Source organism: Isoptericola sp. NPDC056134 (assembly GCF_042264825.1).
GTDB classification, from domain to species: Bacteria; Actinomycetota; Actinomycetes; order Actinomycetales; family Cellulomonadaceae; genus Isoptericola; species Isoptericola nanjingensis.
The window spans coordinates 1-14325 of sequence record NZ_JBHJVM010000002.1; the positions used below are offsets into that span (position 1 = coordinate 1).

General features: G+C 73.2%; 15 protein-coding genes. 10 read left to right on the top strand and 5 right to left on the bottom strand.

Features of this window, described 5'->3' with window-relative positions; all coding sequences use genetic code 11:
* Window positions 1-136: 136 nt before the first annotated feature.
* The gene (locus tag ACFCZN_RS02300) at window positions 137-709 is read right to left on the bottom strand and encodes an O-methyltransferase (protein WP_429762517.1); all 573 of its coding nucleotides are present in this window, start codon (window positions 707-709) and stop codon (window positions 137-139) included.
* A 191-nt stretch (window positions 710-900) separates the two neighbouring features.
* Between ACFCZN_RS02300 and sigE the strand changes: the two genes are divergently transcribed.
* The 7 genes from sigE to ACFCZN_RS02335 all read left to right on the top strand — a co-directional run bounded on the left by sigE (window position 901) and on the right by ACFCZN_RS02335 (window position 7087).
* Complete coding sequence (gene sigE, locus ACFCZN_RS02305) at window positions 901-1542, top strand: RNA polymerase sigma factor SigE (RefSeq protein ID WP_429762516.1); 642 nt, start codon at window positions 901-903, stop codon at window positions 1540-1542.
* Window positions 1539-2582 (top strand): zf-HC2 domain-containing protein, encoded by a 1044-nt coding sequence (locus ACFCZN_RS02310; protein WP_430555690.1) that lies wholly within the window; start codon window positions 1539-1541, stop codon window positions 2580-2582. Before sigE ends, ACFCZN_RS02310 begins: the two co-directional genes overlap by 4 nt.
* On the top strand, window positions 2579-3916 hold the full coding sequence (locus tag ACFCZN_RS02315) for a S1C family serine protease (RefSeq protein WP_430555691.1): 1338 nt from the start codon (window positions 2579-2581) through the stop codon (window positions 3914-3916). Before ACFCZN_RS02310 ends, ACFCZN_RS02315 begins: the two co-directional genes overlap by 4 nt.
* A 9-nt stretch (window positions 3917-3925) precedes the next feature.
* Entirely contained in the window at window positions 3926-4309 is a 384-nt protein-coding gene (locus ACFCZN_RS02320) for a Sec-independent protein translocase TatB (RefSeq protein ID WP_429762512.1), read from the top strand.
* A 61-nt stretch (window positions 4310-4370) separates the two neighbouring features.
* A complete protein-coding gene (gene trpS, locus ACFCZN_RS02325; RefSeq protein ID WP_429762511.1) occupies window positions 4371-5438 on the top strand; it encodes a tryptophan--tRNA ligase in 1068 nt (355 codons plus the stop codon).
* Entirely contained in the window at window positions 5435-5989 is a 555-nt protein-coding gene (locus ACFCZN_RS02330) for a 2'-5' RNA ligase family protein (protein WP_429762510.1), read from the top strand. Before trpS ends, ACFCZN_RS02330 begins: the two co-directional genes overlap by 4 nt.
* Window positions 5990-5998: 9 nt before the next feature.
* Window positions 5999-7087, top strand: coding sequence for a YihY/virulence factor BrkB family protein (locus ACFCZN_RS02335; protein WP_430555692.1), 1089 nt, complete (start codon window positions 5999-6001; stop codon window positions 7085-7087).
* Here ACFCZN_RS02335 and ACFCZN_RS02340 read toward each other — a convergent pair.
* The 4 genes from ACFCZN_RS02340 to sdhC are packed head-to-tail and all read right to left on the bottom strand — an operon-like array spanning window position 7071 to window position 10537.
* On the bottom strand, window positions 7071-7838 hold the full coding sequence (locus ACFCZN_RS02340; RefSeq protein ID WP_429762508.1) for a succinate dehydrogenase iron-sulfur subunit: 768 nt from the start codon (window positions 7836-7838) through the stop codon (window positions 7071-7073). The two genes, ACFCZN_RS02335 and ACFCZN_RS02340, sit on opposite strands and share 17 nt — an antisense overlap.
* Window positions 7838-9673 carry a succinate dehydrogenase flavoprotein subunit gene (gene sdhA / locus ACFCZN_RS02345; protein ID WP_429762507.1) on the bottom strand — a complete coding sequence of 612 codons (1836 nt, stop codon included), beginning with the start codon at window positions 9671-9673 and terminating at the stop codon, window positions 7838-7840. The genes ACFCZN_RS02340 and sdhA overlap by 1 nt, the downstream gene beginning before the upstream one ends.
* 16 nt (window positions 9674-9689) lie before the next feature.
* Window positions 9690-10154 carry a succinate dehydrogenase hydrophobic membrane anchor subunit gene (locus ACFCZN_RS02350; RefSeq protein ID WP_429762506.1) on the bottom strand — a complete coding sequence of 155 codons (465 nt, stop codon included), beginning with the start codon at window positions 10152-10154 and terminating at the stop codon, window positions 9690-9692.
* Window positions 10154-10537: a succinate dehydrogenase, cytochrome b556 subunit gene (sdhC, locus tag ACFCZN_RS02355; protein ID WP_429762505.1), complete on the bottom strand. Its 384-nt coding sequence runs from the start codon at window positions 10535-10537 to the stop codon at window positions 10154-10156. Before sdhC ends, ACFCZN_RS02350 begins: the two co-directional genes overlap by 1 nt.
* 179 nt (window positions 10538-10716) lie before the next feature.
* Here sdhC and ACFCZN_RS02360 point away from each other — a divergent pair, with 179 nt between their 5' ends.
* The 3 genes from ACFCZN_RS02360 (at window position 10717) to ACFCZN_RS02370 (ending at window position 14316) form a co-directional block, all read left to right on the top strand.
* On the top strand, window positions 10717-11850 hold the full coding sequence (locus ACFCZN_RS02360; protein ID WP_430555693.1) for a mannose-1-phosphate guanylyltransferase: 1134 nt from the start codon (window positions 10717-10719) through the stop codon (window positions 11848-11850).
* The gene (locus ACFCZN_RS02365; protein WP_429762503.1) at window positions 11847-13037 is read left to right on the top strand and encodes an amidohydrolase; all 1191 of its coding nucleotides are present in this window, start codon (window positions 11847-11849) and stop codon (window positions 13035-13037) included. The genes ACFCZN_RS02360 and ACFCZN_RS02365 overlap by 4 nt, the downstream gene beginning before the upstream one ends.
* 181 nt (window positions 13038-13218) lie before the next feature.
* Window positions 13219-14316: a BMP family lipoprotein gene (locus tag ACFCZN_RS02370; RefSeq protein WP_429762502.1), complete on the top strand. Its 1098-nt coding sequence runs from the start codon at window positions 13219-13221 to the stop codon at window positions 14314-14316.
* Window positions 14317-14325: the final 9 nt, after the last annotated feature.

Sequence of the window (14325 nt, forward strand, 5' to 3'; positions counted from 1 at the left end):
TTGGGGGGGGGGAGAGGAGAGAAGGGGGGGGGGGGGGGGGGGGGGAGGGAGGGGGGGGGGGGGGGGGGGGGGGAGGGGGGGGGGGGGGGGGGGGGGGGGGCGCGGGGCGAGGCTCCCCCCCCCCCCCCGCGGTGTCTCACTGCCGTACGGCGAGGAGCAGTCCGTCCCCCGACGGGGCCAGGGCGGACAGCACCCGGTCGTCGGAGCGCAGCGCGCGCCCGACGTCGCGCACCACGGTGGTCACCTCGTCGCGCCGCGCAGGATCGGGCACGCGCCCGCCGTGGAGCGCGCCGTCGACGGCGAGGACGCCGCCAGGGCGCAGCAGCCGCAGACCGGCCTCGACGTACTCGGGATAGGAGTGCGGCTCCGCCCCGACGAGCACGAGGTCGTACGCGCCGTCGGTGAGCCGGGGCAGGACGTCGGCGGGCCGGCCGGGGATGGCCCGGGTGCGCCCCGGCGCGACCCCGGCCTCGGCGAAGGCCCGCTTCGCGGCGCGCTGGTGCTCGAGCTCGGCGTCGATGGTCGTGAGCACGCCGTCGGCGGGCATGCCGCGCAGGAGCCAGAGGGCGGCGACGCCGGTGCCCGTGCCGACCTCCACGACGGCCCGCGCGCCGAGCGCCGCGGCCACGACCTGCAGCAGCGCCCCCGTGCCGGGGGAGACGGCCCCGCAGCCGAGCTCCGCCGCGCGCTCGCGGGCACGGAGCAGCACCTCGTCCTCGGGGACGAAGGACTCGCTGTAGGCCCAGGCTGCGGTGCGACCGCTGCGGGCGTCGACGTCGGTGGTGATGGCGGTCCTCCACGGCGGGGTCGCCGGCGGACGGCCGGCGCGGGTGATGCTGCGGTGATCGTACGCGGGAACGCCGCGGCGCGCCCGGACGTTGCCGTGGGACGATGGTGATGATGACGACCGACCCCGCTCCCGTGCAGGACGTGCCCGAGGCCCCCGCCGAGGCGACCTTCGGCGCGCCCGAGGACGCCGCGTCAGCGCCGGCATGGACGCCCCCGACGTGGGACGAGATCGTGCGCGAGCACTCGGCGCGCGTGTACCGGCTCGCGTACCGGCTGAGCGGCAACCGGCAGGACGCCGAGGACCTCACCCAGGAGACGTTCCTGCGCGTGTTCCGGTCGCTCTCCAGCTACACCCCGGGCACGTTCGAGGGGTGGCTGCACCGCATCACGACGAACCTGTTCCTCGACCAGGTGCGGCGCAAGAAGCGCATCCGCATGGAGGCGATGGGTGACGACGCCGCCCGCGTCGCGGCCCCCGAGGACCACGGTCGCCCCGAGCGCGGGTTCGAGCACGCGAACCTGGACCACGACGTGCAGGCCGCGCTCGACGCGCTGCGCCCCGAGTACCGCGCCGCGGTCGTCCTGTGCGACATCGAGGGCCTCAGCTACGAGGAGATCGCCGTCACCCTGGGCATCAAGCTCGGCACGGTCCGCTCCCGCATCCACCGCGCCCGTGCGCAGCTCCGCGACGCGCTGGAGCACCGGCGCGCGGAGGTGACCGCGCGGGACGCGAACGGCGGGGCGGCGTCGTGACGGGGTACGCCGGGTCCGGGCACCTCGGGGCCTGGGTGAGCGACCTGGCCGACGGCCAGCTCGACGCCGCGGCGACCGAGCGCGCGCTCGCGCACGTCGCGGGCTGCCCCCGGTGCGCGACCGAGCTCGACGCGGCCCGGGCCGCGCACCGCGCGCTCGCGGCAGCCTGCGACGTCGCGCCCGACCCGGAGCTCACGAACCGCCTGCTCGCGCTGTCGGCGTCCATCCCGTCGACGACCGGCGACCCGCTGCGCGACCGCGGCCGGTCCGCGGACTGGGAGCGTCCCCGGGCGTGGGAGCCGTCCCTGTCGGGCGACCTGGGTTCCCGACGGCGGCACCGGACCCGGCGGGTGGTCGCCGCGGGGGCGGGCGGCGTCGGCGTGCTCGGCGTCGCGCTGTTCGTGCTGGGGCAGGCCCCCGTGGTGACCCCGGACCCGTCGCGGGTCGCGGCGCTGACGCTGCTGGCGGACGCCGAGCCGGGCGGGCACGACGTGGCGGCCGGCCGCGCGGCCACCGCCGACGCACTCACCTGGCTGGCCGACCACGGCTGGTCCGCGCCCGCCGCGCTGCCCGAGGGGTACGCCGTGACCGCGCTGCGTACGGACGGCTGCGCCGGCGCCGGCGGCTCGGACGCGGCGGCCGTCGAGCTGGACCTGTCCGGGCCGGACGGCAGCGCCGTCGCGTGCCTGCGGCAGGGTCGGCTCGCGGACCTGGGCACGGCCGTCGCCGGCACCACCGACGGGGCCGCCGACGGGTCGGCGGGCGGGCTCGCCGTCCGCGGCCACGACGTGCGGGTGCTCTCCGCCGATCCGTGGCACGTGGCCTGGCAGTCAGGGGACACCGTCGTCGACGTGGCGACCGACGTCGACGCCGACGCGCTCGCCGAGATCGTGGCGGCGTTCCCGGGCTCCGCCGAAGGGGACGACGCGGGCGTCCTGCGCGAGATCTCCCGCGGCTGGACCATCATGACCGGCGCGATGTCCGGCGCCATGTCCGACGCGATGTCCGGAGCGATGACAGGAGCCGTCTGGCGCCGATGACCGAACCGTCCCGCCCCGCCGACGACCTGTTCGCGCCGCCCGAGCCTCCGGCCCGCGCGCCGGAGCCCGACCCGTACGTGCCGCCGTCGGCGGCGACCCTGTTCCCTGCCACGGTGTCGGCGGTGCCGGCACCGGCCGACATCGAGCCGCCGACCGCGGCGGCGCCGGAGACGGCGCCTCCCGCGCGGCCGGCGCGCCGTCGCCGCCCGGGGGCGGCGGCGGTCGTGGTGCTGGCCCTCGTCGCGGGTGCCGTCGGCGGCTTCGCGGGGGACCGCGTGTCGGACGCCCTGGACGACGGGAGGCCCGCGGACGCGGCGCTGCCGACGTCGGGCGGGCAGGACGCGGACGAGGGCACGGCCGCCGGGGCGTCCGCCGGCGCGGACCGACCGGACGGCTCCGTCGCGGCGCTCGCCGCCGACGTGCTGCCGAGCGTCGTCTCGATCCAGGTGCAGGGCGCGAACGGGGCGTCCAGTGGGTCGGGCTTCGTGCTGCGCGAGGACGGGTACATCCTCACGAACAACCACGTGGTCGCCCCTGCGGCGGCCGCGGGGGGCTCGGCGGTCGTGGTCTTCGCCGACGGCCGCAAGCGCGACGCCGAGGTGGTGGGCCGCACTGCGGACTACGACCTGGCCGTGGTGAAGGTGGACGCCGACGGCCTGGAGCCGCTGGTCCTCGGGGACTCCGACGCCGTGGTGGTCGGCGACCCCGTGCTCGCCGTCGGCGCCCCGCTGGGCCTGGACTCCACGGTGACGACCGGCATCGTCAGCGCCCTGCACCGGCCGGTGCAGGCGGGGGACGAGACCGGGGGAGGCGCGGCGACGGCGTTCATCGACGCCATCCAGACCGACGCGGCGATCAACCCGGGCAACTCGGGCGGCCCGCTGATCGACTCGGGCGGCGAGGTGGTCGGGATCAACTCGGCGATCGCGCAGCCGCCGGGCGCGATGTCCGCCACCGGCAGCATCGGCCTCGGCTTCGCGATCCCCGCGTCCCAGGCGCGGCACACCGCCGAGCAGCTCATCGAGTCGGGCCACGCGACGTACCCGGTGATCGGGGCGCTACTCGACACCACGTACACCGGAGAGGGGGTGCAGGTCTCGTCCGGGCCCCAGCAGGGCCAGCCGGCCGTCACCCCCGACGGCCCGGCCGACCGGGCCGGCATCCGCCCCGGCGACGTCATCCTGGAGATCGACGGCCGGCCCGTGACCGTGAGCGACGCCCTCATCGTGGCGATCCGCGCCCGCCAGCCCGGGGACGCGGTGACGCTGCGCGTGCGCACCGACGGCGAGGAGCGCGACGTCCGGGTGGTGCTGCAGGAGCGCGAGAGCGAATAGGCTGTCCGCGTGTTCGACATCAACGGCGGTGAGCTCATCATCATCGTGGTGCTCGCCGTCCTGCTCATCGGGCCCGAGCGCCTCCCCGGGTATGCCGCCCAGCTGGCCTCGCTCGTGAAGCGCGGCAAGCGCCTGCTGCAGGACACCAAGGCGCGTGTGGACACCGAGCTGGGGCCGGAGTTCAAGGACGTCGACTGGTCCAAGCTCGACCCGCGCCAGTACGACCCCCGTCGCATCGTGCGCGACGCGCTCATGGACGACGACGACGACGGTCCGGCCCCCGCGCCCCGCGCCGCAGCGGCGGCGGGCGGCACCGCGACCGCCGCCGCCACCAGCTCCTCCGACGAGCGCCGCGCCGCCGTGCCCGCCCCGTTCGACGACGAGGCCACGTAGCCCGTCGGGCCGGGGCGGACGGGTTTCCGAGCGGTCCGGCCGACCTGCCACAATGGACGGCATGTCCGACGTCGCCACCTCACCGTCCCTCCAGCGCGGAGCGTCCGCGCCGGGACTGCCCCGCATCTTCTCCGGCATGCAGCCGACCGACGGGTCGCTGCACCTCGGGAACTACCTGGGCGCGCTCGCCCAGTGGGTGGCGCTCCAGGACGGCCACGAGGCGCTGTACTGCGTCGTCGACCTCCACGCCCTGACGGTGAACCCGGACCCGGCGGCGCTGCGTGAGCGCACCCGCCGCACCGCCGCCCAGTACCTGGCCGGCGGCATCGACCCCGAGCGATCGATCCTGTTCGTGCAGTCGCACGTGGCCGAGCACGCGGAGCTGGCGTGGCTCCTGTCCTGCCAGACCGGCTTCGGCGAGGCCGGGCGCATGACCCAGTTCAAGGACAAGTCCGCGAAGCAGGGCTCCGAGGGCACCACGGTGGGCCTGTTCACCTACCCCGTGCTGATGGCCGCGGACATCCTCCTGTACGACACGGCGCTCGTGCCGGTCGGCGAGGACCAGCGCCAGCACCTCGAGCTCACCCGCGACCTGGCCGAGCGGCTGAACGCGCGCTTCGGCGAGGGCACCGCCGTCGTCCCCGAGGCGCACATCGTCAAGGCCGTGGCGAAGATCCAGGACCTCCAGGAGCCGACGGCGAAGATGAGCAAGTCGAACGCGGGCGGCAAGGGTGTCGTCTGGCTGCTCGAGGACCCGAAGAAGGCCGTCAAGGCCATCAAGTCGGCCGTCACGGACGCCGACGAGACGTACGGGGTGCGCTACGACCCCGCAGCCAAGCCGGGGATCTCGAACCTGCTCACGATCTTCTCGGCCGTCACCGGCCGCGGCGTCGACGAGATCGCCGCCGAGTACGACGGCCGCGGCTACGGCTACCTGAAGGTGGACCTCGCCGACGCCGTCGTCGCGTTCCTCGAGCCGTTCCAGGCGCGGGCGCAGACCTACCTGTCCGACCCGGCGCAGCTCGACAAGGTGCTCGCCGACGGCGCCGAGCGCGCGCGGGACATCGCGCGCCCGGTGCTCGACCGCGTCTACGACCGGTTCGGCCTGCTGCCCCGGGGCGCCCGGTGAACCTCCCCGACCGCGGCCCGGCCCAGGTGCGGATCGGCGTCGCCATCGCGGTGCCCGAGCCGTTCGGCTCGCGGCTCCAGGAGGCCCGTGCCTCGCTCGGCGACCCGCTGGCCCACGCCATCCCGCCGCACATCACGGTGATCGGCCCCACGGTCGTCGACGAGTCCGTGCTGGACGCGGTGGTCGAGCACCTCGAGAAGGTCGCGTCGGAGACCGCCCCGTTCCGGGTGCACCTGCGCGGGGCCGGCACCTTCCGCCCGATCTCGCCGGTGGTGTTCGTGGCCCTCGCCGAGGGCATCGCGGAGTGCGAGCAGCTCGAGACCGCCGCCCGCTCGGGCGTGCTGGCCCAGGAGCTGCGGTTCAACTACCACCCGCACGTCACCGTCGCGCACGAGGTCGCCGAGGCCGACCTGGACCGCGCCTTCGTCGAGATGGCTGACTTCGACGGCGTCTTCGAAGTGGACCGGCTCTGGCAGTACGAGCACGGCGACGACGGCGTGTGGCGACCGCAACGTTCGTTCCGGCTCGCGGGGGAGCACCCCGCTCCCTAGGGTCGCGGTGTGAACGACCGACTCGAACAGGCGAAGAGCCGGTCCCTCGTCGCGTACCAGTGGTTCAAGAGCCTGCGGCCGGTGCGGTCGTGGTACTGGTACGTCGACCGTCGCGGCGCCCTCCTGTGCGGCGGCATCGCCTACACCGCGATCTTCTCGCTCTTCGCGGCGCTGACGATCGGCTTCACGGTGTTCTCACGCACGCTCGCCGACCGGCCCGAGCTCCAGGACGCGGTGTTCGAGCAGATCAACACCTGGCTGCCCGGGCTCATCGACACCGGTGACAGCGACGGCATCCTCGACCCCACGGACCTGCTGCTGCCCTCCGTCATCAACCCGGCGACCGTCATCGCCGCGGTCGTGTTCCTCTGGACGGCGATCGGGTTCATGCGCGCCCTGCGCATCTCCGTGCGGTCGATGTTCGACCAGCCCGTCGTCGGCGTCAGCCCGGTGCTGTCGAAGATCTGGGAGCTGCTCGGCTTCGTCATCCTCGGCGGGATGGTCGTCGCGTCCGCGGCCGCGAGCATCGTCTCGCAGACCGTGAGCCGGCGGGTCGAGGACCTGTTCGGCAGCAACTTCCTCGTCGCCCAGCTCACCGCGATCGGGACGGCCGCCGTGGGGATCCTCCTCGACGCGCTCCTCGTCTACCTCATCGTCCGCGTGGTCGCGCGGGTCCGGCCCCGGAAGCGGCGCGACTTCGTGCTCGGCTGCCTCGCGGCGGGCGTGGTTGCCGGCGCGCTGCGCTGGCTGGGCACGTCCGTGGTGGCCGCGGGCGCGTCGCGCAACGCGCTGCTGGCGGCGTTCGCCGGCCTGGTGACGGTGCTGGTGCTCGTGAACTTCGTGGCCCGGGTGCTGCTGCTGATGTGCGCCTGGGTGTACGACCCGCCCCGGCTGGACGAGATCGCCTACGCCGAGGCGGAGGTCGCCGCGCGCCGCGACGCCGCGGAGATCGAGCGCGTGGTGCGCCGGGGGCAGGGCTCCGGAAAGCCGTGGAGCCCCGTCGTCCGCGGGGTACGACGGGGCTCCTACGCCCTGCGGATGTCCAGCGTCCGCCGGGTCGGCCAGAGGAACGGGCCGGGGGTCAGAACGCGCGCGTGATCATCGCGCGCTTGACCTCCTGGATCGCCTTGGTGACCTCGATGCCGCGCGGGCAGGCCTCGGTGCAGTTGAAGGTCGTGCGGCAGCGCCACACGCCCTCCTTGTCGTTGAGGATCTCCAGGCGCTGCGTGGCGCCCTCGTCGCGGCTGTCGAAGATGAACCGGTGCGCGTTGACGATCGCGGCCGGGCCGAAGTACTGGCCGTCGGTCCAGAACACGGGGCAGGACGACGTGCACGCGGCGCACAGGATGCACTTGGTGGTGTCGTCGAAGCGCTCGCGGTCCTCGGCGGACTGCAGGCGCTCGCGCGTCGGCTCGTTCCCCGAGGTGATGAGGAAAGGCATGATCTCGCGGTAGGAGGCGAAGAACGGCTCCATGTCCACGACGAGGTCCTTGACCACGGGCAGGCCCTTGATGGGCTCGACCGTGATCGGCTTGTCCGGGTTGACGTCCTTGAGGAGCGTCTTGCAGGCGAGCCGGTTGCGGCCGTTGATCCGCATGGCGTCGGAGCCGCAGACCCCGTGCGCGCAGGAGCGGCGGAAGGTCAGCGACCCGTCCTGCTCCCACTTGATCATGTGCAGCGCGTCGAGGACGCGGTCCGTGCCGTGCACCTGGACCGTGAAGTCGTCCCAGGTCGACTCCTCGCCGTGCTCCGACTCGGGGTTGTACCGCCGGATGCGGAGCGTGACCTCGAAGCTGGGGACGGCACCGGCCTTCGGCTCGGTGGCGGGGTTCTCGAGTACAGCAGTCATCAGTACTTCCGCTCCATGGGCTCGTACCGGGTCTGGATGACGGGCTTGGACCCCAGGACGACCTTGTAGTCCCCGAAGTCCTCGACGTGGTCGAAGTAGCCCGGGACGTGGCCGTCGCCGGCGTCGGGAGCCGACGTCGGACGGCGGTACGCCATCGTGTGCAGCATGTAGTTGGCGTCGTCGCGGTCCGGGTAGTCCTCCCGGTAGTGCCCGCCGCGCGACTCCTTGCGGTTGAGGGCGGCGACGACGGTCACCTCGGCGATGTCCAGCAGGAAGCCGAGCTCGATCGCCTCGAGCAGGTCCGTGTTGAACAGCTTGCCCTTGTCCTGGACGGAGACGTTCCGGTACCGCTTCTGCAGCTCCCGGATCTCCGCCAGCGCCTCGTTGAGGGAGTCGCCGGTGCGGAACACCTGGGCGTTCGCGTCCATGGTCTCCTGCAGCGCCTTGCGGACGTCCGCGACGCGCTCGCCGTCGGGGCGGTCGCGCATCTCGGCGAGCTGCGCCTCGACGCGGGCGGTCGGGTTCTCCGGGAGCTCCCGGTGCGGGCCCGCCGTCTTCGCGTACGCGGCGGCGGAGCGGCCGGCGCGCTTGCCGAAGACGTTGATGTCGAGCAGCGAGTTGGTGCCGAGGCGGTTCGAGCCGTGCACGGACACGCACGCGACCTCGCCGGCCGCGTAGAGGCCCTTGACGACGTTGTGGCTGTCGCGCAGCACCTCGCCCTGGATGTTGGTCGGCACGCCGCCCATCGCGTAGTGCGCCGTCGGGTAGACGGGCACGGGCTCGGTGTACGGCTCGATGCCGAGGTACGTGCGGGCGAACTCGGTGATGTCCGGGAGCTTGGCGTCGATGTGCGCGGGCTCCAGGTGCGTCAGGTCGAGCAGCACGTAGTCCTTGTTCGGGCCGGCGCCGCGGCCCTCGCGCACCTCGTTGGCCATCGAGCGGGCGACGATGTCGCGCGGTGCGAGGTCCTTGATGGTGGGGGCGTAGCGCTCCATGAAGCGCTCGCCGTCGGAGTTGCGCAGGATGCCGCCCTCGCCGCGCGCCGCCTCCGACAGGAGGATCCCGAGGCCCGCGAGGCCCGTCGGGTGGAACTGGAAGAACTCCATGTCCTCCAGCGGCAGGCCGCGGCGGTACGCCAGCGCCATGCCGTCGCCCGTGAGGGTGTGCGCGTTCGACGTCGTCTTGAAGATCTTGCCCGCGCCGCCGGTGGCGAAGATGATCGCCTTCGCCTGGAACACGTGGATCTCGCCGCTGGCCAGGTCGTAGGCGACGACGCCGGTCGCGTTGACCTCGGCACCGTCCTCGATCTGCTCGGTGGTGAGGTCGTGGTCCGTGAGCAGGTCCAGCACGTAGAACTCGTTGTAGAACTCGACGTTCTGCTTCACGCAGTTCTGGTACAGCGTCTGCAGGATCATGTGGCCGGTGCGGTCCGCGGCGTAGCAGGCGCGGCGCACGGCCGCCTGGCCGTGCTCGCGGGTGTGCCCGCCGAACCGGCGCTGGTCGATGCGGCCCTCGGGCGTGCGGTTGAACGGCAGGCCCATCTTCTCCAGGTCGAGGACCGAGTCGATGGCCTCCTTCGCGAGGATCTCCGCCGCGTCCTGGTCGACCAGGTAGTCACCGCCCTTGACGGTGTCGAACGTGTGCCACTCCCAGTTGTCCTCCTCGACGTTCGCGAGGGCCGCCGCCATGCCGCCCTGGGCGGCACCGGTGTGGGAGCGGGTGGGGTAGAGCTTCGAGATCACCGCGGTGCGGGCCTCGCCGGAGGCCTCGAGCGCCGCGCGCATGCCGGCGCCGCCTGCGCCGACGATGACGACGTCGTACTGATGTGTCTGCATCGGGGTGTGCCTGTCCTTAGTTCGAGAAGCAGATCGACGGCAGGAGCTCGGCCGGGGCGCCCGGCGGGCAGGGGTTGAACGTGAAGATCACGAGGGTGCCGAGCACGACCACGATCGTGAACGCCAGGTACAGCAGCACCTTGAGCACGCCGCGGGTGGAGTCCTTCTGGGCGTAGTCGTTGATGATCGTCCGCACGCCGTTGGTCCCGTGGATCATCGCGAGCCACAGCATCAGCAGGTCCCAGACCTGCCAGAAGGGGCTGGACCACTTGCCGCCGACGAAGGCGAAGTCGATCGCGTGCACGCCCTCGCCCACCATGAGGTTGACGAAGAGGTGGCCGAAGATCAGCACGACCAGCACGACGCCGGACGCCCGCATGAAGACCCAGCTGTACAGCTCGTAGTTGCCGCGGGTCGTCCTGCGGCGGGCGTAGGGGGACCGCGGGGCCGCGATGGCGGACGGGGTCTGGGTCGAGGCCATCAGTGCCCACCTCCGAAGACGTTCATCAGGTGCCGCGGCAGGAAGCCGGCCATGGTCACGACGAACAGGCCGACGACGACCCAGAGCATCGTCCTCTGGTACTTCGGACCCTTGGCCCAGAAGTCGACGAGGATCACGCGGATGCCGTTGAACGCGTGGAAGACGATCGCGGCGACGAGGCCGGCCTCCCCGAGTCCCATGATCGGCGTCTGGTACGTCCCGATGACGGCGTTGTAGGCCTCGGGCGACACCCGGACGAGAGCCGTGTCCAGGATGTGCACGAGGAGGAAGAAGAAGATGAGCACGCCGGTCACGCGATGCGCGACCCAGGACCACATGCCTTCACGGCCGCGGTAGAGCGTGCCAGCAGGTGCTGTAGGCACGGGGGGAGCCTCCGTTGGCGGATTCTGTGTGGATTCCGTTCACGGTCACTGTAGTGACATCCGGTCGTCTCACGGCACACGAGGTCCGGCAAACCGGGACGGTCCGGTGCCTTTCGTGACCTATTCCACAGGGTTGACGTCGCCGACGGCCGCGTCGTCAGCACGCTTATGCTGCGGGGATGAGCACTGCGGCGCACCCCTCCCGTTCACCGGTCCCCGGGTTCTACGCCGTGATCCCCGCCGGGGGCGCCGGCACCCGGCTGTGGCCGCTCTCCCGCGCGGGCGCGCCGAAGTTCCTGCACGACCTCACCGGCGCGGGCCGCACGCTGCTGCAGGGCACGGTCGACCGGCTGCGTCCGCTCGCCGGCGGCGGGGTCGTGCTCGTCACCGGTGAGCCGCACGTCGCGGCCGCGCGCGAGCAGCTGCCCGAGCTGGCCGAGGACGCCGTGCTCGCCGAGCCCTCCCCGCGCGACTCGATGGCGGCCATCGGGCTGGCCGCGGCCGTGCTGGAGCGACGGCACGGCGACGTCGTCGTGGGCTCGTTCGCCGCGGACCAGGTGGTGTCCGGCGCGGCGTCGTTCGACGCCGCGGTGCGGGAGGCGGTCGCGGCCGCGCGCGCCGGCTACGTCGCGACCATCGGCATCGCCGCCTCGCGCCCGTCCGTGGCGTTCGGCTACGTGCGGAGCGGTGAGCCGCTCGGCGTCGAGGGCGCGCCGAGCGCCCTGCACGTGCGCGGCTTCACGGAGAAGCCCGACGCCGCGACGGCCCGCGAGTACGTGGCGTCCGGCGAGTACCGCTGGAACGCCGGCATCTTCGTGGCCCGCAGCTCCGTGCTCCTGGGCCACCTCGCGACGCACCGCCCCGCCCTGCACGACGGGCTGCGGGAGATCGCCGCCGCCTGGGACACGCCCGACCGTGCGGCCGTGGTCGCCCGGGTGTGGCCCGGCCTCGAGAAGATCGCGATCGACCACGCCGTCGCGGAGCCCGTCGCGGCCGAGGGCGGCGTCGCCGTCGTGCCCGGCACGTTCGGGTGGGACGACGTCGGCGACTTCAACTCGCTCGCCGCGCTCCTGCCGTCGGACGACGAGGGCGGCTCCAAGGTGCTGGGCGACCCGGCCGACGTCGTGCGGGTCCAGTCGGCCGGCTCGGTCGTCGTGCCCGGCGGCGACCGGGTGGTCGCGCTGCTCGGCATCGACGACGTCGTCGTGGTCGACACCCCGGACGCGCTCCTCGTGACCACCCGCGCCCGCGCGCAGCAGGTCAAGGACATGGTCGACGCGATGCGTACCCACGGCCGCGAGGACGTCCTGTGAGCGCCCGCGAGGCCGGGGCGCGGCTGGACGAGATCGTCACAGCGCTCGAGGACGAGCTGGTGGCGATCCGGCGCGACGTGCACGCGCACCCCGAGCTCGGCCGGCAGGAGGTCCGCACCACGGCGCTCGTGGCCGACCGGCTGCGCGCCGCCGGCCTCGCCCCGAGGCTGCTCGAGGGCACCGGCCTGGTCTGCGACGTCGGCCCCGACCGGTCGCCCGACGGCCTGGGCCGGGTGGCGCTGCGCGCGGACATCGACGCGCTGCCCCTCGACGACTCGTGCGGCCTGCCGTTCCGCTCGGTGGTGCCGGGCGTGGCGCACGCCTGCGGGCACGACGTGCACACCACCGTGGTGCTGGGCGCCGGCCTGGCGCTCGCCGCGCTGCACTCCGAGGGCCTGCTCGAGCGCGGCGTCCGGCTCGTGTTCCAGCCGGCCGAGGAGATCATGCCCGGCGGCGCGCACGACGTCGTCGCCCAGGGCGCGCTCGACGGCGTCGACCGCATCGCGGCGGTGCACTGCGAGCCCAAGCTGGACGTCGGGCAGGTCGGCACCCGCATCGGGCCGATCACCTCGGCCTCCGACAGCGTGACGGTCACCCTGTCGTCCTCGGGCGGGCACACCTCCCGCCCGCACCTCACGGGCGACGTCGTGTACGCCCTGGGTCAGGTCATCACGCAGGTGCCCGCCGTGCTGGGCCGCCGGCTGGACCCGCGCTCGGGCGTGAACCTCACGTGGGGCGCCGTGCACGCGGGCAACGTGCACAACGCGATCCCGGCGACCGGCACGGTCGCCGGCACGCTGCGCTGCCTCGACGTGCGCGCGTGGGAGCGTGCCGGGCAGGTGCTGCACGACGCGGTGGAGCAGGTCGTGGCGCCGTACGAGGTGGACGTGACCGTGCGGCACGCGCGCGGCGTCCCGCCCGTGGACAACGACGCGGCCGTGACGGGCGCGCTCGAGGCGGCGGGGACCGCGGTGCTCGGCCCCGAGGGCGTCGTGCTCACCGAGCAGTCGCTCGGCGGCGAGGACTTCGCCTGGTACCTCACCAAGGTGCCGGGCGCGATGGCGCGCCTCGGCACCGGGACCCCGGGGGAGCGGCGCTACGACATCCACCAGGGCGACCTCGTCGTGGACGAGCGGGCGATCGCCGTCGGCGCCCGATTGCTGGGACGTTTCGCGCTGCAGCCGTGAGACGCCGGAAAGTGACCGGCGTGTTGCGGGATGCCCCGGTGACCGGGGGCGTCGATACCGCTTCGGTAACGACTCCTGCGGCTTTGTCGCCTGCGGTTCTCGGCGTGGGCACCGATGGCTAGGCTTCGGTCGGTGACGGGCCGGACGACCCTGGCCCGACGAACGATCGACAGGAGCGACTGTGAAGAGAGCGATCCAGCTCACCGCCCTCGCCGGTGTCGCCGCGCTCGCGCTGGCGGCCTGTGCGGAGGCCCCCGAGGAGTCCGGCGGCGGTAGCAGCGCCGCGACCGCGGTGGAGGGCTTCAAGCCGTGCATCGTCTCGGACCAGGGTGGGTTCGACGACAAGAGCTTCAACCAGCTCAGCTTCGAGGGGGCGACCGCGGCGGCGGACGAGTTCGGCGTGAAGCTCACGTCCGTCCAGTCGCAGTCGGAGAGCGACTTCAAGCCGAACGTCGAGTCGCTCGTCGGTCAGAGCTGCAGCCCGATCGTCTCGGTCGGGTTCGCGCTGTCGGCCGCGACGATCGAGTCCGCGAAGGCCAACCCCGAGACCGAGTACATCATCATCGACGACGCGGCGGACGCGGACTTCGACGGCAAGACGGACGCCGAGAACATCAAGCCGCTGCTGTACGACACGGCGCAGGCCGCGTTCCTCGCCGGCTACCTGTCCGCGGGCTACTCGCAGACGGGCAAGGTGGGCACCTTCGGCGGCCAGCCGTACCCGACCGTGACCATCTTCATGGACGGCTTCAAGCAGGGCGTCGACTTCTACAACGAGACCAAGGACGCCGAGGTCGAGGTCGTCGGGTTCTCCGGCGGCGAGGAGGGCTCGTTCACGGGCGGCTTCGAGGCCAACGAGACCGCGAAGACCACGGCGCAGAACATCATCGACCAGGGCGTCGACGTGCTCCTGCCCGTGGGTGGGCCGATCTACCAGTCCGCGATCGCCGCGATCCAGGACTCGGGCAAGGACATCGCGCTCATCGGCGCGGACGCGGACCTCTTCGAGTCCGACCCGTCCACGCAGGACTACGTGCTCACGTCGGTCCTCAAGGCGATGGACCTGTCCACCGAGGAGGCCGTCACGGCCGCGGGCAAGGGCGAGTTCGACGCGACGCCCTACATCGGCACCCTCGAGAACGAAGGCGTGGGCATCGCCCCGCTGCACAACTTCGAGGACAAGGTCGACCCCGCCCTCATGGACGAGGTCAACGCCCTCAAGGAGCAGATCATCGCCGGCGACGTGACGGTCGAGTCGTACCTCTCCGGCCAGGAGTGACCGGCTCCT